At 66.8% G+C, this 19704-nt stretch carries 21 protein-coding genes and 4 tRNA genes; 18 read left to right on the top strand and 7 right to left on the bottom strand.

Going from position 1 to position 19704, the window contains the following annotated elements; translation table 11 throughout:
* The first annotated feature begins 53 nt into the window (after positions 1-53).
* Entirely contained in the window at positions 54-3365 is a 3312-nt protein-coding gene (locus tag HHX31_RS26180) for a type ISP restriction/modification enzyme (RefSeq protein WP_169951176.1), read from the top strand.
* A 198-nt stretch (positions 3366-3563) separates the two neighbouring features.
* Here the strand turns inward: HHX31_RS26180 and HHX31_RS26175 are convergent, their stop codons facing one another.
* Positions 3564-4376, bottom strand: coding sequence for an inositol monophosphatase family protein (locus HHX31_RS26175; RefSeq protein ID WP_169951174.1), 813 nt, complete (start codon positions 4374-4376; stop codon positions 3564-3566).
* Positions 4373-5227, bottom strand: coding sequence for a DUF5919 domain-containing protein (locus tag HHX31_RS26170; protein WP_211590356.1), 855 nt, complete (start codon positions 5225-5227; stop codon positions 4373-4375). The genes HHX31_RS26175 and HHX31_RS26170 overlap by 4 nt, the downstream gene beginning before the upstream one ends.
* A 175-nt stretch (positions 5228-5402) precedes the next feature.
* Here HHX31_RS26170 and HHX31_RS26165 point away from each other — a divergent pair, with 175 nt between their 5' ends.
* The 4 genes from HHX31_RS26165 to HHX31_RS26150 all read left to right on the top strand — a co-directional run bounded on the left by HHX31_RS26165 (position 5403) and on the right by HHX31_RS26150 (position 7077).
* Positions 5403-5567 carry a hypothetical protein gene (locus HHX31_RS26165; protein WP_161628197.1) on the top strand — a complete coding sequence of 55 codons (165 nt, stop codon included), beginning with the start codon at positions 5403-5405 and terminating at the stop codon, positions 5565-5567.
* Positions 5568-5572: 5 nt separating this feature from the next.
* Positions 5573-5932 carry a hypothetical protein gene (locus tag HHX31_RS26160; protein WP_169951170.1) on the top strand — a complete coding sequence of 120 codons (360 nt, stop codon included), beginning with the start codon at positions 5573-5575 and terminating at the stop codon, positions 5930-5932.
* The gene (locus tag HHX31_RS26155; RefSeq protein WP_169951168.1) at positions 5929-6246 is read left to right on the top strand and encodes a hypothetical protein; all 318 of its coding nucleotides are present in this window, start codon (positions 5929-5931) and stop codon (positions 6244-6246) included. The genes HHX31_RS26160 and HHX31_RS26155 overlap by 4 nt, the downstream gene beginning before the upstream one ends.
* 99 nt (positions 6247-6345) lie before the next feature.
* Positions 6346-7077, top strand: a complete 732-nt coding sequence (locus HHX31_RS26150) for a GntR family transcriptional regulator (protein ID WP_169951166.1) — start codon at positions 6346-6348, stop codon at positions 7075-7077.
* Between the two features lie 16 nt (positions 7078-7093).
* Here the strand turns inward: HHX31_RS26150 and HHX31_RS26145 are convergent, their stop codons facing one another.
* Positions 7094-7615, bottom strand: coding sequence for an Imm21 family immunity protein (locus HHX31_RS26145; RefSeq protein WP_169951164.1), 522 nt, complete (start codon positions 7613-7615; stop codon positions 7094-7096).
* 155 nt (positions 7616-7770) lie between these two features.
* Between HHX31_RS26145 and HHX31_RS26140 the strand changes: the two genes are divergently transcribed.
* From HHX31_RS26140 to HHX31_RS26105, 8 genes are all read left to right on the top strand, one after another.
* Positions 7771-8163 carry a plasmid replication, integration and excision activator gene (locus HHX31_RS26140; RefSeq protein WP_311932244.1) on the top strand — a complete coding sequence of 131 codons (393 nt, stop codon included), beginning with the start codon at positions 7771-7773 and terminating at the stop codon, positions 8161-8163.
* Positions 8160-8438 (top strand): hypothetical protein, encoded by a 279-nt coding sequence (locus tag HHX31_RS26135; protein ID WP_138459397.1) that lies wholly within the window; start codon positions 8160-8162, stop codon positions 8436-8438. The genes HHX31_RS26140 and HHX31_RS26135 overlap by 4 nt, the downstream gene beginning before the upstream one ends.
* Positions 8435-8761: a hypothetical protein gene (locus tag HHX31_RS26130; RefSeq protein ID WP_169951160.1), complete on the top strand. Its 327-nt coding sequence runs from the start codon at positions 8435-8437 to the stop codon at positions 8759-8761. The genes HHX31_RS26135 and HHX31_RS26130 overlap by 4 nt, the downstream gene beginning before the upstream one ends.
* Positions 8762-8848: 87 nt before the next feature.
* The gene (locus HHX31_RS26125; protein WP_169951159.1) at positions 8849-10270 is read left to right on the top strand and encodes an FtsK/SpoIIIE domain-containing protein; all 1422 of its coding nucleotides are present in this window, start codon (positions 8849-8851) and stop codon (positions 10268-10270) included.
* The gene (locus tag HHX31_RS26120; RefSeq protein WP_169951157.1) at positions 10267-10458 is read left to right on the top strand and encodes a hypothetical protein; all 192 of its coding nucleotides are present in this window, start codon (positions 10267-10269) and stop codon (positions 10456-10458) included. The genes HHX31_RS26125 and HHX31_RS26120 overlap by 4 nt, the downstream gene beginning before the upstream one ends.
* The gene (locus HHX31_RS26115) at positions 10455-12071 is read left to right on the top strand and encodes a replication initiator (RefSeq protein WP_169951155.1); all 1617 of its coding nucleotides are present in this window, start codon (positions 10455-10457) and stop codon (positions 12069-12071) included. The genes HHX31_RS26120 and HHX31_RS26115 overlap by 4 nt, the downstream gene beginning before the upstream one ends.
* Positions 12071-12265, top strand: a complete 195-nt coding sequence (locus HHX31_RS26110) for a helix-turn-helix domain-containing protein (RefSeq protein ID WP_169951410.1) — start codon at positions 12071-12073, stop codon at positions 12263-12265. The genes HHX31_RS26115 and HHX31_RS26110 overlap by 1 nt, the downstream gene beginning before the upstream one ends.
* On the top strand, positions 12265-13620 hold the full coding sequence (locus tag HHX31_RS26105; RefSeq protein WP_211590354.1) for a tyrosine-type recombinase/integrase: 1356 nt from the start codon (positions 12265-12267) through the stop codon (positions 13618-13620). The genes HHX31_RS26110 and HHX31_RS26105 overlap by 1 nt, the downstream gene beginning before the upstream one ends.
* Positions 13621-13708: 88 nt before the next feature.
* Here the strand turns inward: HHX31_RS26105 and HHX31_RS26100 are convergent.
* A tRNA-Lys gene (locus tag HHX31_RS26100) sits at positions 13709-13780 on the bottom strand.
* A 131-nt stretch (positions 13781-13911) separates the two neighbouring features.
* Entirely contained in the window at positions 13912-15069 is a 1158-nt protein-coding gene (locus HHX31_RS26095) for an acyl-CoA dehydrogenase family protein (protein ID WP_169951153.1), read from the bottom strand.
* Between the two features lie 85 nt (positions 15070-15154).
* On the opposite strand from HHX31_RS26095, the gene HHX31_RS26090 reads away from it, so the two are divergent.
* Positions 15155-15586, top strand: coding sequence for a PspC domain-containing protein (locus tag HHX31_RS26090; RefSeq protein ID WP_169951151.1), 432 nt, complete (start codon positions 15155-15157; stop codon positions 15584-15586).
* A 1-nt stretch (position 15587) separates the two neighbouring features.
* On the opposite strand, the gene HHX31_RS26085 is transcribed toward HHX31_RS26090, so the two are convergent.
* Both HHX31_RS26085 and HHX31_RS26080 read right to left on the bottom strand, forming a co-directional pair.
* Positions 15588-16877, bottom strand: coding sequence for an MFS transporter (locus tag HHX31_RS26085; protein WP_169951150.1), 1290 nt, complete (start codon positions 16875-16877; stop codon positions 15588-15590).
* A gap of 185 nt (positions 16878-17062) precedes the next feature.
* Positions 17063-17404, bottom strand: coding sequence for a metallopeptidase family protein (locus HHX31_RS26080; RefSeq protein ID WP_169951148.1), 342 nt, complete (start codon positions 17402-17404; stop codon positions 17063-17065).
* Positions 17405-17640: 236 nt separating this feature from the next.
* Between HHX31_RS26080 and HHX31_RS26075 the strand changes: the two genes are divergently transcribed.
* The 4 genes from HHX31_RS26075 (at position 17641) to HHX31_RS26060 (ending at position 19624) form a co-directional block, all read left to right on the top strand.
* Complete coding sequence (locus tag HHX31_RS26075; RefSeq protein ID WP_169951147.1) at positions 17641-19272, top strand: metallophosphoesterase; 1632 nt, start codon at positions 17641-17643, stop codon at positions 19270-19272.
* Positions 19273-19345: transfer RNA gene (locus HHX31_RS26070), tRNA-Glu, on the top strand.
* A 110-nt stretch (positions 19346-19455) separates the two neighbouring features.
* Positions 19456-19530: transfer RNA gene (locus HHX31_RS26065), tRNA-Asp, on the top strand.
* A gap of 20 nt (positions 19531-19550) precedes the next feature.
* Positions 19551-19624: transfer RNA gene (locus HHX31_RS26060), tRNA-Phe, on the top strand.
* Positions 19625-19704 lie beyond the last annotated feature (80 nt).

Below are 19704 nucleotides of genomic sequence, written 5' to 3'. Positions count from 1 at the left end.
TTAGGTGCCGTCTGTCGGTAGTGTTTCAGGAGCACCACGATCTAGGAGCGCGGATGACAGAAGTCCCGGCATGGCTTGACCTCGCTGTTCGTCAGTTCGGTGCTGCCTGCGCGAGCAAACTCGCCGGCCCCGGTGAGCGTGAAGCGGCGATCCGCAGCCCAATAGAGGCACTCCTCAGCGCTGCCGGCCAGCAACTCAGTCTCACGGCCGTCTTCCATGACGAAGTGCGCGATACGCAACGGCAGGTGCGTCCGGACTATGGTGTCAGCATCAACGGGGCCATCACTGGCTACGTTGAGGTCAAGGCTCCGGGGAAGAGTATCGATCCTGCCAGTCTGCGGGATCACGATAAACTTCAATGGGAACGGCAACGGGACCTGCCCAACCTGCTGTACACGAACGGCACCGAGTGGCGGCTTTACCGTGACGGCGAGGCGGTCGACACACCTGTCCAATTCCTTGGGGACCTAAACAGCGGTGACGTGACTGCGCCCCCAGCATTTGAAAAGCTGCTGATAGAATTCCTACGCTGGAACCCAGCTCCAATAACCAGCGTGGCCTCTCTGGTACGTGCCGTTGCCCCACTCACCCGATTGCTACGTGGCGAAGTCCTCGACCAACTAGCTGCCGAACGGGCAGCCATACGTGGGGGTGCAGATCCCAGCGTCCAGCCGTTCCTAGGCTTGGCGCAGGACTGGCGTAAAATGCTGTTCCCACAGGCTTCTGACGATACGTTCGCAGACGGTTACGCTCAGACCGTCACCTTTGCTCTGCTACTAGCTCGCACGAACGGAATCACAGTTGCGGGGAAATCCCTGCATCTTATTGGCGAGGAACTGAGGGCCGAACACTCTCTGATGGGGAAAGCCCTCCAGTTGCTCACTGACGACCTAGTGGCCGACTTCAAGGTCACACTCGATTTACTTGCTCGGGTCGTGGATGCGGTTAACTGGCCCCGGGTACGTCGCGGGCGCCGTGACACCTATCTACATCTGTATGAACACTTTCTCGACCAGTACGATCCTGAACTTCGAAAGGCGTCCGGCTCCTACTACACGCCCGTCGAGCTGGTCGAGCAGATGGTTCGGCTCACCGAAGACGTGCTAGTTACGCGGCTAGGCAAGTCGCGCGGGTTTGCTGACGAGACTGTGACAACGGTGGACCCTGCAATGGGCACCGGAACGTATCTTCAAACTGTTCTTGAACGGATTGCGGCGAACGCCTCAGTACATGATGGTCCCGGTTCGGTCCCTGGCGCAGTTAGAAGTGCAGCCGAGCGAACTATCGGTTTTGAATTGCAAATGGGCCCATATGCAGTCGCTGAACTACGTGCTGCAGATCTTTTGGCTTTGCATGGCGCACAGCCGCCCAATGGCGGGATGAAACTGTATGTAACCGATACCCTCGATGACCCGTATGCAGCCGAAGCTCAGCTCGGTTACGCAATGCAACTCATCGCGCAGGCGCGCAGGCGCGCCAACGAGATTAAAGCACGCACAAACGTCACCGTAGTCATCGGCAACCCGCCCTGGGGGGAGCTGGCCAACGGGGTCGGCGGCTGGGTTGAGAATGGAAGCCTAGACCAGAGCCGTCATGCTATTTTGGACGACTGGTACATCCCGGGCATGGAGCGTTTTAAGGCCAAGCTCAAGAACCTGTATATCTACTTCTGGCGGTGGGCAACCTGGAAGGTTTGGGAGTCCACCCCCACTGATTCTCAAAGCGACGCTGGGGTGATATGTTTCATCACTCTGTCTGGCTACCTTACTGGAACTGCCTTCAAGGGCATGCGGAAGTACCTGCGCAAGTACGCTTCTGAAGGCTGGATCATCGACCTAACCCCCGAAGGTCAGACCCCGGATGTACCTACCAGGATTTTCCCTGGCGTCCGCCAGGAAATGGCGATCGGGATTTTTGTACGCCGGGTCGGCAGTTCGGACGAAGAGCCTGCTCCCATTCACTACCGCGCCCTGCATGGCCGTCAATCAGAAAAGTTCGCGCAGCTTTGTGGGACCGAACTCGGCGGCGACGATTGGCGAGACTGTCGTACTGGATGGGAAGCGCCCTTCACCCCCGCAGCCGTAAGTGGATGGGACGACTATCCAGCGCTTGCTGACCTACTTCCCTGGTACTCCCCAGGCATATTTCCCACGCGAACGTGGGTATATGCGCCTAGCGGTGAGACGCTAAGTAGGCGCTGGGCGATGCTGATCGGCGAGAACGATCCCAACCGCAAGTCTGAGCTATTTAAGGAGGGGCGTGACGCCAACCTCAACAAAGTGAAGCCACCTCTGCCCGGAAGCGACACCCACCGGCATACCGGTACCGCGGTTGGCCAAGAGACCAATTCATCCGTTACCAGTGTCCGCGTTGGTTACCGGGCCTTCGACCGTCAATGGGTAATTGCTGACCCTCGTCTCATGGATATGCCTCGCAAGGACTTGTGGGCTGCTCGCATTCCAGGGCAGATATTTTGCGTCGAACAGCACACAGAGGTAATCACTTCAGGGCCAGGGCTCGTGTTCAGTGCGTTGATCCCCGACTTTCACTACTTCAACAACCGGGGAGGTCGAACACTGCCACTTGTTCACCCAGATGGATCGCCGAACTTGGCACCTGGTCTGCTCCAATCGCTATCGAGCCGACTAGATATCGAGGTGGGCGCTGCAGATGTGATCGCCTACATCGCGGGCGTTACCGCGCACCCCCACTTCACAAGCAATTTCGCTGACGAGCTAACCACTCCCGGGATACGAGTACCAATTACCGCAAACGCCGCTCACTGGGGCGATGCTGTAGAGCTTGGCTCCTATGTTGTCTGGCTGCATACGTATGGTCTGACTTTCACTAGCGCCGATCGCCCTGAAGGATCGATTCGCTATCCCGCAGGCGATCCTCGTCAGCCTCTATCGCACGCTCCGATCACAGCGATGCCGCAGCTCATGACCTACGTGCCGGAACGGCAGGTAATCCTACTAGGAGATGGCGAGTTTGGTCCGGTGCGCCCAGAGGTATGGGCGTACGCCGTAGGTGGCCGAAACGTGATCGGATCGTGGTTCAACTACCGCAGAAAAGAACCGGGCGGACGAGCCGGGTCTCCACTAAACGACATTCATCCCGATACGTGGCCGTCGGAATGGACCGGTGAATTCATCGACCTGCTTACCATGCTGACTCGTCTCGTTGATATTGAGCAGGTTCAGGCCGAACTGTTGGATAAAATCTTGTCGGATTCGCAGTTGACTAGCGCGGAACTGTCATCCGATGGCGTCCGCTGGCCAACGACTCGCGCAGACCGTAAACCTCGTCACAGTCTCGCGAGCTCATCCCCCGATGACGGGGGTACCGCTCCGACGCTGATTTAACGCGGGACAGCAGAGCCCCACGCCATGTCACGCTGCCCGTCCATGCGCCGACATTGATCACGAATGGTCAACGATGGACGACATATCCTGCTCCTGTGCATGTGGAGGCTGTCCGGCGATTATCCCTAGCTTGGTAGTCGGACGTTCCCTGAACAGCCTGGGATAAAGGAATTCCACTGGGGACCGGCGGCTTCGGCGCTACGCCGTACGCTCCGCGTCCTTCTCGGCACCTGCGACGAGCTTGACCAAGTCAGCGAGGATCTTGGGCGCCGCTGCAATCGTGGCGCGGGCCTTCATGGTGTGAGCGCTGCCGTCGATGTCGGTGACGATGGCTCCGGCTTCACGGGCGATGAGGACGCCTGCGGCGGTGTCCCAGGGGTTGTTGGACAGCATGATGCAGGCGTCGGTTTTGCCTTCGGCGACCCATGCGAGATCGACGGCGGCGGAGCCGAACATGCGGACGCGCTGCACGCGGGTGGCGAGTTGGTAGTTGAGCGGTAGGCGGACGCGGTTCTTGGCCTCGGCGTCCTTGCCTACGGCGTAGTCGCCGACGGAGACGATGGCGGCCTGTAGGGCGTCGGTGGTGCTGGCGCTGATGGGGTGGCCGTTGGCGGTGGCTCCGCCGGTTTCGGCTGCGGCGTATCGGGTGGCGAGGAAGGGGAGGTCGATCACGCCGAGGATGGAGCGGTCGTGGTCGATCAGGCCAAGCGAGGTGCCGCACAGGGGGATGCCGTGGGTGAAGTTGGCGGTGCCGTCGAGTGGGTCGAGTGCCCACATGAGGCCGTCGCCGGCGCTGGTGATGCCTTCCTCCTCGCCGAGGAACCCGATCTCGGGGGTCTCTCGGGATAGGAAGTCGCGTACGGCGTGCTCGGCGGCGTAGTCCACTTCGGTGACCATGTCGCGGTCGCCTTTGGCTGTGACGAGGCCGGGGAGCTTGGTGGTGATGATGTGGCTGGCGATGGTGACGGCCTGCTCAGCTATGGGCAGTAGCGCGCGGGCGTCAAGGGTCATACGGGTTTGCTCCGCTCCCACATAGAGGTGAAGACCTGGTCGAAGACGGGGAACAGCCCGTCGGCGGCGGTGTTGTCGGTGATGACGAGCGTAGGTGAGTCGACTCCGCGGGCGGCCGGGAGGTAGGGCTGTACGACGCAGGTCGAGCCGTCCACGATCAGGATGTTGAAGCGGATCGTCTCGTCGTAGACGTGGATCTCCAGCCGTTCGGCGGCTTCGGGGTCGAGGCGGTCGCGGAGCCGGGTGAGCATGCTGATGTTGAGCGCCGTCAACGTCTGGAGGGTGCCGTCGGTGTAGTGCTCTTCGCGCTCGCGGGCCTTGATGGCCTCGCCCTTGGGGTCCAGGAACAGGCAGCGGATGCGGGTGCCGCTCTCCAGTAGGCGGGTGAGCTGGTGGTCGGGGTAGCTCTGGCAGATCACGTTCAGCGACAGGCCGCAGGCGTTGATCTCCTTGGCGCCGTCGAACAAGGACGCGGGCGGGTATGCGGCGCTGTAGGCGGACCGGCTGCTGAAGACGGCTGTCACGTCGGCGAAGCGCGCGTCCTCGCACGGGTCGGGCGCGGGAGTGGTGTTGTCTGGGGTGCTTCTGGGTGCCGGTACGGCCGCTGCCGCTGTGGTTTCGGCGGAGAACAACTGGTGGGCGGTCAGGCCGGGGAACATCGCCTCCAGGACCCGGCAGTGGTCGGCGTAGGGCAGGCCCTTGAGTTCGCCGGACAGCCAGCGGTGGAGCTGGGCGCGGCTGGGCCACCTGCCCGCGAGGGCGGGGTCCACCTTCTTGGCGGCCCTGTCGTACTCCCGGCAGAAGGTGCTGTAGGTCTGCCAGTGGCGCTGGCGTAGGAGCGACTTCAGCATGATCGGTTGCTCGGTCATCATCCGCGCCCTCGGGGTTGGGGAGCCCTGGTAGGCCCAGGTTAACCAGCGCGGCGGATCACGGGGAGACAAAGACGAGACGAAGCGAGACACGATGCGCCCAGGCGGGACATCCACGCGGTCGAGACGCGACAGCCCGCCGGGCAATTGTTGGATCATGGCTGGTCAGTGTGGGTTGTGCGGAGGGCGGGGCTGGAAATACGCCAGTCCCCGGCGCGGTGTCGTCGCGGCCGAAGAGGGGGCCGGCGAGACCGTGGCGGGTGAGCGGGTCACGGTCGAGTGCCTGGGCTGCCAGGGCTCCGGCATGGCGCCGGAGGAGTGAGGCCGATGGCTGCCCGCTGGCTCGACCCGATCGCCTCTCCTTCGCTGCCGCCTGATGTGCCGCTGACCGCTGAGCGGGCGGCCGGGCTGCTGTCCGCCGAGTTGTCCATCGGGCACGGCATCGCCACTGACGTTCATGCCGGGCACGGGGTGGCGTTCCTGTCGGTCTGGGTTGACCTGCTCGTGTGGACCAACGGCCGGTGGTTCCGCTGGTCGACAGGGCGGCGCTCGGCCAGCGGCCGTCTCGTGTTCGCCTTCGCCCCGGCGCACGACATCGTGACCACCGCCCGGCGGGTGGCCCTGCTGCGGGAGGAACTGCGGCGCACGCACCCCTACTCTCGGTACATCGAGGACGGCGGCGCATGACCGCCCGGCATCTGAGTCCTCACCTGCCGCGCCCTCAGGCCGACGCCGAAGTGCTCGTATGGTTCGCTCCCACGCCCACCAGCCGTGAGCTCGTTTTGGCCTGGACCTGCGACTGCCTGGCGATCTTCTTCCAGTTGATCCAGTCGGGCGGGGTCGCGTTCATCAGGAAGACGGTCCAGGACGAGCGTGAGCCGGTGATCGCCGAGACGCACCGGTGGCCGCTGCGGGAAGCATGGCTCACCTGGGCGGCGATGCTGGCCGGTCAGGTGCGGGTGAACGGGCGCGTCGGCGTGGTCGAGTCCTCAGGGCAGTGAGGGAACTCCCGCGCCGTCGCGCCTTCTGCTTTCGACGGGGCAGACAGAATCAGGACGGATAGCTAAGCTGACGACAAGTCGAGTTGTAGGGAAGTCGTCATGTCGTCTGAAGAGTACGCTCCGCCGAAGTACGCGCAGATCGTCCAGGCCATCCGGCGACGCATCGCGGACGGCACCTATCCTCCGGGCTCGCTCCTGCCCTCAGAGACGCAACTCATCAACGAGTTCCACGTCAGCCGGCCCACCGTCGTCCGCGCTCTCCAGGTCCTCCAGCTGCGGGGCGTGATCGAGCGGGAGCACGGCAAAGGCTCCTTCGTGAAAGCCACGCCGCCGGCCGCGGCTGAGGAAGCCTCCCGGCCCGGCCGGGCCGTGCTCGACCGCGCAGAAGCCGACGAGAACGGCTCCCCGGTAAGCGTCGGTGAGCACCCGGCCCCCGCGAGCGTCGCCAAGCTCCTCGGCGTCCCTGAGAAGTCATCCGTCATGATGCGGCGCGTCCTGTTCCGCGATGCCGACCGGCCGGTCGACCTCATCACCATCTGGTGCCCGGTGGAACTGGCCGAAGGTACCGGCCTGGGTCAAATTGAACCGCTCACCGCCGGCATCCGGCAGCATCTCCAGCACACGAAGGGCCTCAAGCTCGAACACGTCGCGGAACGGCTCAGCGCACGGCACCCCTCGACGGAAGAAGCCAAGCTCCTGGAGCTTCGTAAGACCGCGCCCGTCCTCGGCGTGCTGGCCAGCGTCTACAACGGCGGCGGCCGACCCGCCCTCATCGTGGATCTGGTCCTCCCCGGCGACCTTCACGAACTGGAAGACGCATACTCTCTCTGACACGCTGGCGCTCGGCTCATGTGAACTGAACGAGGATCAGATACGCCCTGGGATGCTCCACGTATGCGGCGCGTACCGTGTACCGACCTGGGGCAAGGTCGATGACGAGACGATTTTCTGGCGCGACGTCGTCATGCCCATAAACGGAATCGAAGAGAACCAGCGGCTCGTCGACGGTATACGTCAACTCCTCGCCTTCTGGCACTGACTCTGCGTCCATGACCTCCGTAGCCACGTCCACCAGTTCCTGCTCTGAGTACGCCCCGACCCAGGAGATGAGGGCTTTGCGCTCGGCGAGGAACGTCGTAGGGGATGGCTCGGCCTTGACCAAGGCTTCGGCCGGACCAACCCGGATCAGCCCGATGTACCCGGGCACCGAGCAGGCGCGGCCGTAATCGCCTTCGTCCTCGGAAGAGTCCATCGGCGCCCCGTGCCAGTACGGGAGTGCTGACTGCGGCACGAGGATGTGCGGGCCGCCCAAGGTGTCCACCCACGTGAGGCCGCTGCATTCCGCCTGCTTCGGGTCATTTGCGGTCATGTCGCAGAGCGTACGCAGGCAACACGTCAAGATTCTCGGCAACTCGACTTGTCGAGTACGCGGAAGGTGGATACTCTCAAGACAGCTCGACAATACGAGTTGTCGAGAGGACGAGAGAAGGGAGATGTCTCATGGCACTACAAGGACCCATCCCAGTGACCTTCGACATGGTCTTCCCGCACGGCTGCTACGTCGTCGGGGAGGTCGAGCAGGTCAAGGACTTCGACGCATCAACCAACGGCCGGTTCGTCCAGGCGCGGGACAAGCAGACGGGGGAACTCGTCTGGCAGGTCGCCGTGATGGACGCCGACCCGACCCTGAAGCCCGCGCAGAAGACGGTGGCCGTCAAGATCCTGGCTCCCGTCCAGCCGGTGCCGCCAGCCCCGATGGCGGGCCTGCCGTTCACCCCGGTGGAGTTCGACGGGATCAGCGTCACGCCGTACGTCAACCAGGCGGGCCGCCTGGCCTACTCGATCCGCGTGCGGGAGATGCGCGCTCCCCGCTCGGGCGGTGGCCGGGCCGCTGCTCAGGCGAAGGACGCGGCATGACGGGGCGGCGTACCGTGCACCCGGTCAGCACGATCAACCTCAAGACCGGGCCGGGCGCATCGGCGGCCAACCACCCTTACCCGCAGCGGTCACCCGTCCTCGGGCTGGTCTTCGGCGGTGTCCAGGTGCTCGTCACCACCTCCGCCGGAGACCGGGTCACCGTCGATGACGTGGAGTTCGCCCGCTGCCTGGCGCGTGAGGCGGCCTCGTTCGCCCGGTCGGTGGAGCGGATGTTCCACGGCCTCCCGGACGGTGAGGGGGTGGCGGTCCGATGACCCCGGGCCCCTACACCTACCTCACCATCTCCATCACCTCCGACGAGCGGCCACGGGTGAATGTCGGGTTCTACACCCCCGCTCTTCGCGCGGTCGTTCGGAAGCTGGAGTCGGGGCGGCCGTACCTGGTCCTGGAGTCCGACGAGGCGTACGTGTCGATCTCCACGACCGGGGCCGGACCGGCCACCGCGAACGACGTGGAGACCGCCCGGCGCATCTTCGACGCTGCCGCCCGGTACCTGGCCGACTGCGAGCGCATGCACGCCGACCAGTCGGCCGACTCCGATCAACTCGCCCTTCCCCTCGGGGAGACGGCGGCCTGACATGCAAGCGGGGCCGCAGGAAGCGGCAACTTCCGGCGGCCCCTCAACTCTCCCTGACTGCGAAATCACGAGAGGACACGAAGTCTAATGTTCCGAAAACTGCCTGGCGACGAGGCACGTAACCTCGTCTCCACCACCCCGGACACGGCCGTGGTCTTCCGCCCGGCCGTCGTCCGAACCCCCGCCATCGTCACCATCGTGATCTGGCTGTCCCGCCTGCTCGCGGGCCTGGTCCGTCTCGTCGTGCGGCATCCGGTCGCGGTGGCCGTGCCGGTCGGCCTCGGGGTGATCTGGACCCTGTACGGCTGGCGCGTGGCCCTGGTGATGGCCGCTTTCCTGCCCTCGGCCGGATTGTCGTGGGCGCTGCTGGGTCGGGCCTCGTTCCTGCGCCTGGTCGGCTGGCCGCTGCTGGCCTGGTGGCGGCTGGTCGCCGTGTACCGGCGGCACTGGCAACCCGTGATGGTCGTCTCCGGCCTCGGGCGGCACATCCGGGGACGCGACTACCTGCCCCGCCTCGTGCGGGTGGAGTGCGACGGCTGGGCCGACCGCGTCAGTGTGAAGATGCTCAACGGCCAAGCCGTCAAAGACTGGGCCGACCGCATCGAGCACCTGGCCCACGGCTTCGGCGCGCCCTCCTGCCGGGTGGCCGTCGCTCGGGCCGGGCGGCTCGTGCTCACCTTCCCCCGGCGTGACCCCCTCGCCGAACCCCTGCCCGCGCTTCCGGTGCCTGAGGTCGCCTCGGTGGGGCCGGTCGAGATCGGCCGGTGCGAGGACGGCACGCCCTACCGGCTCAAGGTCCACGGCACCCATGTCCTGATCGCCGGTGCCACGGGCGCGGGCAAAGGCTCCTACCTGTGGTCGACAATCCGCGGGCTCCTCCCGGCGATGCGGGCCGGGCTGGTGCAGGTGTGGGCGCTCGACCCCAAGCGGATGGAACTGTCCTTCGGCCGTGCCCTCTTCGGCAGTCGGTACGCGGCCGATCCGAAGGAGTGCGCCGACCTGCTCGATGAGGCCGTGTGCGTGATGCAGGAGCGAGCCGACCGGTTCGCCGGCCTCCAGCGCTCCCACACCCCCACGCCTGCTGACCCGTTCGTCCTGGTGCTCGTCGACGAGGTCGCGTTCCTGACCGCCTACCAGCCCGACAAGCAACTCCGTCAGCGCATCACGGCGGCCCTGGCCACCCTGACCACCCAGGGCCGGGCGGTCGGCGTCGGCGTCATGGCCGCGCTCCAGGACCCTCGCAAGGAGGTCATGAACATCCGCAACCTGTTCCCCGACAAGATCGCCCTCCGGCTAGACGAGTCCGAGCAGGTGGACATGGTCCTCGGCGACGGCGCACGCGACCGGGGCGCACTGGCCGACCACATCTCACCGGTCCCCGAGCTGGGCGCGGGAGTCGGCTACGTCCGGCTAGAGACCTCACCTGATCCGGTGCGGGTGCGGGCGGCCTACGTCTCCGACGCCGACATCCGGGCGATGGTCGCGGAGTTCGCGGGGGTGGGCCGATGATGCGTCTGGCTCACCTCCTCGACGGCCTGCGCTGTTCGGGCTGTGGCGCGCTCGATGTGCTGTGGCTCGACCCGGTGCGCGGGATCGTCGAGTGCCACGAGTGCGGCGAGAAAGCCTCCGTGATGGTCGATGGCCTCGGCCCGGCCGACCTCCTCGACCCCCTCGGAGCCTGGGACGGTGACCGGTGACCAACCCGCCCGACCGCTCCACCCCCCGCGCCGTCCGGATGGCTCAACCGCTGGCCCGTGAGGTCGTGGAAGAGATCGCCAAGCAGTACGGGGTGTGCATCCGCCCGGTCCCGCTGCGGCGGCAGGACATCCTCACCGGGCAGACCGAGGTCATCGACGTGCCGTGCGGGGCCACCTTGGAGAGCAAGTGCCCGCCGTGTGCGAAGCGCAATCGCCAGTTGCGGCGGGCGCAGTGCCGGGAGGGCTGGCACCTGGAAGCCGAGCCCGTGAACCTCCCGGACAACGCCGACGAGTATCAGCGTCACCTTGTCGAGCTGCGGGCCGATGCCCAGGCGTGGCGGGATGAGGTGGAAAAGGCCGGCGGCGACACCACCGATCTGGACGCCGCCATCGCCGAGCTGGACGAGGAAATCAACGCCGCTGGCATGCGCGGCAACGTCCTCGGCCGCACCTCGGGCAAGCGCACGCGGTCCACGAAGCGGCGGCAGGACGCCCCGGACCTGCCCAAGCGGCAGATGACCAAGACCACCCTCGGGCGGACCTTCACCGGCTCGGACGGCAAGACCTACCGGCCGTCGATGTTCGTCACGCTCACCCTCCCGTCGTACGGGCGGGTGCTGGAGGGTGCGCCCCTGGACCCGGACCGGTATGACTACGCGCGGGCGGCCCGCGACGCGCTGCACTTCTCCAAGCTCGTGGACCGCTTCGTGCAGAACCTCCGCCGGGTGGCGGGCTATGACGTGCAGTACTTCGCCACCGTCGAGCCTCAGAAGCGGCTCGCCCCTCATCTGCACATGGCGATCCGCGGCACCCTGCCCCGTGCGGAACTGCGGCAGATCATCGCGGCCACCTATCACCAGGTGTGGTGGCCCCCGATGGACACGATCCGGTTCGAGGGTGACCACCTGCCGGTGTGGGAGGACGGGGCCGGCTACCTCGACCCGACCACGGGGGAAGTCCTGCCGACCTGGGAACAGGCCCTCGACGCTCTCGACGCCGACGAGGACGCCGAACCCCTGCACGTGCTCCGCTTCGGCGACCAGCTCGACATACAAAGCGTCCTCGCCGGAACCCCGGACGCCGACCAGCTCATCCAGTACCTGTCGAAGTACCTGACCAAGTCCCTCGGCGACGCCCTCGGCACCGACGACCCACGCAGGAAGACGCACGCGGAACGGCTGCTCGACGCCCTGCGGTTCGAACCGTGCTCGCCGACCTGCCCGAACTGGCTGCGCTACGGGATCCAGCCAAAGGGCGCCAAACCGGGCATGGCCCCCGGCCGGTGCAAGGGCAAGGCACACAAGCCCGACCACCTCGGCTACGCGGGCCGCCGCGTCCTGGTCTCAAGGAAGTGGTCCAACAAGACCCTCACCGAGCACAAGCAGGACCGCCGCACCTGGGTCCTGGAAGCCCTCGGCGTCGAAGACGAACCGGTCGACCCCCACCGCTACGTCTGGAAGCCCGTCAAGCCCGGTGATCCCGAACTGGCCCCGATCGGCGTCCGGCTCCTGCGCTCGGTCCACGAACGCCAGCGCTGGCGCAACCACATGAACCAACTCCAGGCACTCGGCGACGGCCAAGATCTTTCGGCAACTGAAGGGAGGGCAGCGTGATGGACAGACTCTTCTACCGACCCAAAGACGCGGCGGTCGTCCTCGGCATGAGCCGTACGGCGGTCTTCCGGCTGATCAAGACCGGTGAGCTTCGCTCGGTGAAGTACGAGGGATACCGGCTGGTGCCTGCTGACGCTCTTCAGGAGTTCGCGCGGGCGCTCGAAGTGGGCTCGACGCCGGAAAGGGCGGCGTGATGTCTCGGAAGCCCAACGGCCGGTCCTCAATTTATTTCGGCAAGGACGGCAAGTGGCACGGCTGGGTCACGATGGGCGTCAAGGACGACGGCACGCCCGATCGCCGTCACCGTATTGGCAAGACCGAAGCGGAGGTCACCCGCAAGGTTCAAGAGCTGGAGAAGGCGCGCGACTCGGGGAAGATCGACAAGCCGGGCAAGGTGCCGACGGTCAAGGAGTGGATGCGGGTCTACCTCGACGAGATCGCCCCGTTGAACGTAAGTCAGTCCACCCTCGTCAGCACCTACCGACCGAAGGTCGAGCACTGGATCATTCCTCGGCTCGGTGCTCACCGGCTCGACCGGCTCCGGCCGGAACACCTGGACGCCTTCTACGGCTGGCTGAACAAGCAGGACCTCCGGCCGAACACGATCTTGCAAATCCACCGCATCCTGTCGCGCGCGATCAAGCTCGCCGTACGGCGGGAGATCGTCGCCCGGAACGTCTGCGGGTTGATCGACGCACCGACCGGGGAGGAGGTCGAGATAGAGCCGCTGTCGGAGGACGAGGCGCGCGACATCCTCGACGTCGCCAAGGATCGCCGGAACGGGACGCGCTGGTCGGTGGCTCTCGCGCTCGGTCTTCGGCAATGTGAGGCGCTCGGCCTGCGGTGGAAGTACGTGGACCTAAAGCGCGGGCAGCTTCGGATCTTCTGGCAGATCAAGCACCAGCGTTACCGGCACGGCTGCGCAGATCCGCATGCCTGCGGGGCCGCCCTCCACCGGTACCCGTGCCCGGCCGACTGCCCCAAGGCGAAGCGGACGTCCGGACGGCGGCACACCTGCGTCAAGCAGCGGTGTCCGGCCTCGTGCGACCGGCACGGCGGCAAGTGTCCGAAGTTCTGCGAACCCGGCTGCACCAAGCACGCGCCGTCATGCCCCCAGCGCGTCGGCGGATGGACCTTCGTGAAGCCCAAAGGCAAGAGCAGGCGAGTCGTCCCGCTTCCTCCGCCGTTGATCCCGCTCCTCAAGCTGCACCGTGAAGCCCAGGAGGCCGAACGCGCGGCGGCGGGGGAGAGGTGGCAGGACCGGGACCTCGTCTGGTGCGAGCCGGACGGCAGCCCGATCGACTCGCGGCAGGACTGGGAGGAGTGGAAGGAACTGCTCCGCCTGGCCGAGGTCGAGAAGGACGCCAGGGTCCACGACGCCCGGCACACGGCGGCCACGCTGCTCCTGGAGCAGGGGATAGACATGCGGGTCGTTCAGGTGATCCTCGGCCACTCCCAGCTCACCACGACGAAGCGCTACACCCACGTCACCGAGAACCTGGCCGGCGACGCCATGGCGCGGATGGGCCGGGCGCTGTGGGACGAGTGAACCGGCGACTGCACAACTGCAACCAGAAATGCAACCGGGCAGGCTTCCGAACGATCACGATTCGGGAGTCTGCCCAGCTCGTTGAGGGTGGGGCGCCAGGGACTCGAACCCTGAACCGACGGATTAAAAGTCCGCAGCTCTGCCATTGAGCTAGCACCCCTTGGTCGTGGTCCTCGGGTCCCCACAGCGGGTGATCCCCAGAACACTCCCCACAATGCAGGGTACAGAGAGTACCGCGTCTTCGGCGACGACATTGTCCCTGATCGCCCCGCCCACGTGGCCAGGGGCGCGTCAGCGGAAGGCGTCGAGGCCCGTGAGCGCCTTGCCCAGCGTCAGCAGGTGCACTTCCTGGGTGCCCTCGTACGTGAGCACGGACTCCAGGTTGGTCATGTGCCTGATGACGGGATACTCCAGCGTGACGCCGTTGGCCCCGAGCACCGTACGCGCCTGGCGGGCGATGTCCAGCGCGGCCCGGACGTTGGCGAGCTTGCCGAAGCTGACCTGGGTGGGCTTCAGCTTCCCGGCGTCCTTGAGCCGGCCGAGGTGGAGGGCGGTGAGCCCGGCCTGGCCGAGGGCGACCGCCATCCAGGCCAGTTTCTCCTGCGTGAGCTGGAAGCCGCCGATCGGCTTGCCGAACTGCACGCGGGTGGTCGCGTAGTCCACGGCCGCCTCCAGGCAGGCGCGGCCCGCTCCGACGACCCCCCACAGGATGCCGAACCGCGCTTCGGTGAGGCACGACAGCGGGCCCTTCAGGCCCACGACGCCCGGCAGGACCGCGGAGGCCGGCAGCCGTACGTCGTCGAAGTAGAGCGACGACGTCACCGAGGCCCTCAGGGACAGCTTCCGGTGGATCTCAGGGGCGGTGAACCCGGGGGTGGCGGTCGGGACGACGAAACCGCGGATGCCCTCGTCGGTCTGTGCCCACACGACGGCCACGTCGGCGATCGAACCGTTGGTGATCCACATCTTGGCGCCGTTCAGGATCCAGTCGCCGGACGGGTCCTGCTTGGCGGTGGTGCGCATGCCCGAGGGGTCGGACCCGTGGTCGGGCTCGGTCAGGCCGAAGCAGCCGATGGCCTCACCCGAGGCCAGCCTGGGCAGCCACTCCTCTTTCTGCTCGTCCGAGCCGTACTTCCAGATCGGGAACATCGCCAGCGATCCCTGAACGGACACGAACGACCGCAGCCCCGAGTCGCCCGCCTCGAGCTCCCGGCAGGCCACGCCGTACGAGACCGCGTCGAGCCCGGCGCAGCCGTACCCCTCCAGGTGCATGCCGAGCAGGCCGAGCGAGCCCAGGGCAGGGGCGAGCTCGCGTGCGGGGAACGTGCCCTGCTCGAACCACTCGCCGACGTACGGGAGGACCTCGCCGGAGACGAGTTCCCTGACGGAGTCCCTGACCATGCGGTGCTCGGGGTCGAGCTGGTCGTCGAGTTCGAGGAGGTCGTCCATGCCGTCAGGGTATCCGGGGTTCCTCGGGGTAGGGCCAGGGGGAATCCCGATGTGCGTCCATCCCCCTCGAAGGCACAGTGGAGGTATGAACGAGATGAACACCAACGGTTCGGTCAAGCAGCTCCGCCGCACTCGGAACGGCAGGATCGTCGCCGGTGTGTGCTCGGGCATCTCCGAGTACACCGGCATCGACGCCAACATCCTGCGCCTCGGGCTCGCCGTCGCCAGCTTCTTCGGCGGCCTCGGCGTCGGCATCTACGCCGTCGCCTGGCTCCTCCTCCCCGAGGAGGGCAAGAACACCTCGATCGTCCAGGACCTCATCGACAAGAACAAGGACGGCCGCGTCTGGCAGGACGCCAAGTCCAAGTGGGACAACGTCCAGCAGGGCTGGAACCAGGGCGGCCGTTCCAACGACGCCTCCTACCCCCCGCCGGCCCCCACCGCCCCCGGCTACGAGCAGCACCCGTACGGCCGGTCCTCCACCGGCGACGCCCAGAACCAGGGTCCGCAGGCCTGACTCAGGCAGCGGTGGCCCGGACCTTGGCGATGATCTCCCTACGCGATTCGGTCCAGAGCACGCTGAGCACGGCGGCGGCGCACAGCCCGGCCACGCCAGCAAGCGACACCACCGGCTCTGGGCCGAGCCGCTGGGCGACGGCGCCCCCGACGAGGATGCCGGCGCCCTGCGCGGCCAGCAGCCCCGACTGCACCAGCCCGAACGCCGCGGCCCGCCCGGAAGCCGGGACGCACTGTACGAAGGCCGCGTTCGCCGCGAGCTGGTAGGCCCCGCCGACTCCGGACAGCACCCAGAGCGCGATCACGCACTCCAGCGGCGGCCGGAGCACGCACAGCACGAGCGGCGCGCAGGTCAGCATGGCCAGCCAGCCCATGCCCCGCAGCCGCCCCGCCGGCGTGACGAACCGCCCGAAGAAGAACGCGCCGATGACCGTGCCCGTCGGCATGGCCGCCATCAGCAGGCCCGTGACCACGGGGACGGGCAGCCTCCCGTCGTCGAGCGATGCCGCGTACGGCGCCGCGATGCCCTCGGGAAGCACGTAGAACCCGCACAGCCAGGCGAACAGGACGAGTGTGCGCAGCCGCCGTTCGCCGAACACCAGACGCGCGCCGGACAGCGTCATCCGCCACATGGACGGGCGGCCGTCCTCCCGCCCCGGTGCCGGGCGGTGCCGCACCCCCGCGACGATGACCAGGGCGGAACCGAGGAACGTCGCGCAGTCGAGCGCCAGCGCCCGGTACGGCCCCAGCACGGCGATAGCCGCGCCTCCGGCGGCGAACCCCAGCATCTGCACGGCCTGGTTGGTCACGTTCTGCAGGGCCGACCCCACGACGTACCGGTCGCCGTCGAGCACCTCGGGCAGCAGCGCCGCGCGGGCGGCGGAGAACGGCGCGCCGAGCAGGACCACGCAGAAGACCAGTGCGCACAGCACCGGGAACGGCGTCGCGGGCAGGGCCATCACGGCGAGCATCAGGGCGCGCAGCACGTCGCACCAGAGCATGACCCGCCGGCGTGGGTACCGGTCGGCTAGCCCGGCCAGCAAGGGGCCGCCGAGGATGGGCGGCAGGTAGGTCAGCGCGTAGACGGCGGCCGTGGCCAGCGGCGACGCGGTCCGGCTGTAGACCAGCACCGCGAGCGCCACCTGGGCGAGTTGGTCGCCGAGCAGCGACATGCCCTGTCCGAGCCACAGGGCCCGGAACTCGGGGATCGCGGCGACCTCGCGGTAGGTGGTCCGCACCTGGGGAGGACGCCGATGGCGGCCGGACAGCCTGCCGGGCTTGGCGGCCGCCATCTCACTACGCAGAGGTCGCTCCGCCGGCTGGGTCCGCCGGGGTCCGTCGCCGCGACTGATCATGACGGTCCGTGGTCAACATGTCACTTACAGTGCCTGGCGGAGGTGACTTTTGCAAGCCGCTGACGGTCCCCTTTCTCGGGCCGCGAACGCGAGACGACGCCTGGACCCAGCCGGGAAAGGCCTTACCAGCCGAGTTCGTGCAACCGCTCGTCGTCGATGCCGAAATGGTGGCCGATCTCGTGGACGACGGTGATGCGGACCTCCTCGATCACGTCGGCCTCGGTCTCGCAGATCTCCAGCGTCGGGTTCCGGTAGATCTCGATCCGGTCGGGAAGCACCCCCGAGTACCACTCACCACGCTCGGTCAGCGGAATGCCCGTGTAGAGCCCGAGCAGGCCGGGCTCGGGCGGGTCGTCCACCACCACGACCACCACGTTGTCCATGACCTTGGCCAGGTTGGCGGGGATCGTGTCCAGCGCCTCGGCCACGAGCTCCTCGAACCTCTTCAGCGGGACGTCGATCACATGCTCATCGTGTCATCACGAGGTGGCGGTGCGGTAACGCCGTACGGCCACTGGCCCGAACCCCTTCGACGAGTCCTGCTCTTTCCGGGCGAGGCACTGGACAGCCTCGCGCCGTCCGCCTTGTGACGCTTCTGCCCGATACGAGCGGGCGCATCGAGGGCCGGCCGGGCGCCCGGTAACCGGAACACCGTGTTCCGATAACCAAAAAGGCTCCGTCTTCGGGTAGTCAGGAGGGGATGGAGAACTCGCGGTTGCGGGCGCTTGCCCGCAGGATGGTCGGCAGCCGGTTCGCTCGTGTGCTCGTCCGTGTGCTCGCGGTCGTGCTGGCGGCGGTGGTCGGCGGATGGCTCGGTTTGGCCTTCGGTGCGAAAGTGGACACTCCGGTCGGGCCCGCGGACATCGGGATGTCCCTGGCTCCGTCGTGGGGCGGGGAGACCGTCATCGACGTACGGCCCCTCGGCACGCTCAGCTTCGACAGCCACAGCGGCCCGTTGCGGCTCGACCTGACGATCGAGGCGGTGCACCCCGAGGCCGCGGAGGAGATACTCAAGAACCCCCGGTGGGCCGACAGACTCCCGACGACCATCGAGGCCGACGTCATCTCCGGGCTGCGGACACTCGTCCTGCGGGCGGTGCTGTTCGCCGTCGCCGCCGGGTTCCTCACCGGCCTGGTCGCCTTCCGCCGGCTGTCGCGGGCGGCCTGGACCGCGGCAGGCTCGCTGGCGATGGTCGTCACCCTCGGCGGCGTCGCCGCGCTGACGTTCAATCCCCGCTCGATCGCCGAGCCCCGGTACACCGGGCTGCTCACGGGCGTGCCGTCCCTGGTCGGCAGCGCCCAGTCGATCGTGACGAAGTTCTCCGAATATCGAGGCCAGCTCGCCAAGCTGGTAACCAACGTGTCCCAGTTGTACGAGGCCGGGTCCAACCTGCCGATCTTCGACCCGGACCCGGACACCATCCGCGTGCTGCACGTCTCCGACCTGCACATCAACCCGCTGGGCTGGAACGTGATCAAGTCACTGAAGGATCAGTTCAAGGTCGACATGATCATCGACTCCGGCGACATCGCCGACCACGGGACCAAGGCCGAGAACGAGTACGTCAAGGAGATCGGCTCGCTCGGCGTCCCGTACGTCTACGTGCGCGGCAACCACGACTCCATGACCACCCAGCGGGCGGTCGAGAAGCAGAAGAACGCGGTAGTGCTGGACGGCGCCGCCGCCACGGTCAAGGGGCTCACCGTGTACGGCATCGGCGACCCGAGGTTCACCCCGGACAAGTCCGTCCAGGCGGAGGGCGACCAGAGCAAGAGCCTCCTCGACCTCGGCCGCGTCAACGCGGGCAAGCTGGCGCCGCGCGATTGGCCCCGGAGCACGTCCACCTCGGCCCCGGAGAAGATCGCCGCCGACATCGTGGCGGTCCACGACCCGACCGTGGGCAGGGGTCTGTCCGGGTACGTGCCGCTCGTGCTCAGCGGGCACGTCCACGCGCGGTCCACCGAGATGATGCCCTCGGGCACCCGGCTGATGATCCAGGGGTCCACCGGAGGAGCCGGCCTGCGCGGCCTGGAACACGACGAGCCGACCCCGCTGACCGCCTCGGTGCTCTACTTCGGCAAGAGCAGCCACCGCCTGGAGGCCTGGGACGACATCACCGTCGGAGGCCTCGGTGAGCAGTGGATCCAGTGCCAGCGTCATATCGAGCCCGACCCTGGTCGTACAATTTTCCCCGAGTCGCCACTGGCGCCGTCGCCGACGGCAACAGGCAGCGGCTCGCCGTCGCCGGTCGCTTTGGCATCAGGGGCAAACGTCCCCTATGCTTCAGAGGTCTCCGACGGAAGGCGTCACGGAACAGGGCGAAAGCCTTGAGCCCCCATCGTCTAGCGGCCTAGGACACCGCCCTTTCAAGGCGGCGGCACGGGTTCGAATCCCGTTGGGGGCACGTGGGGCGCGTCGAGCGCACCGGATGACGGAAGGTCGAAGACCTCCCGGAACCTGGTAAGCTAGGCGAGCCGAACAACACGGGGAAGCGAAAAGCTCCCCGGACATAAAGGTCCTGTAGAGCAGTTTGGAGTGCTCGCCACCCTGTCAAGGTGGAGGTCGCGGGTTCAAGTCCCGTCAGGACCGCGCACAGCGGCAGCAGCCGAGGTCAGGTAGCTCAGTTGGTACGAGCGTCCGCCTGAAAAGCGGAAGGTCGGCAGTTCGACCCTGCCCCTGACCACACTCTCTGAACAGCCCAAACGCCCCGAGCGATCACGCTCCGGGGCGTTCTTGATTCGCGTTGACGACAACGCTGACGAC

This window comes from Microbispora sp. H11081, assembly GCF_012999535.1.
Taxonomy (GTDB): Bacteria; Actinomycetota; Actinomycetes; order Streptosporangiales; family Streptosporangiaceae; genus Microbispora.
This window is presented reverse-complemented; position numbering and strand designations above follow the sequence as displayed.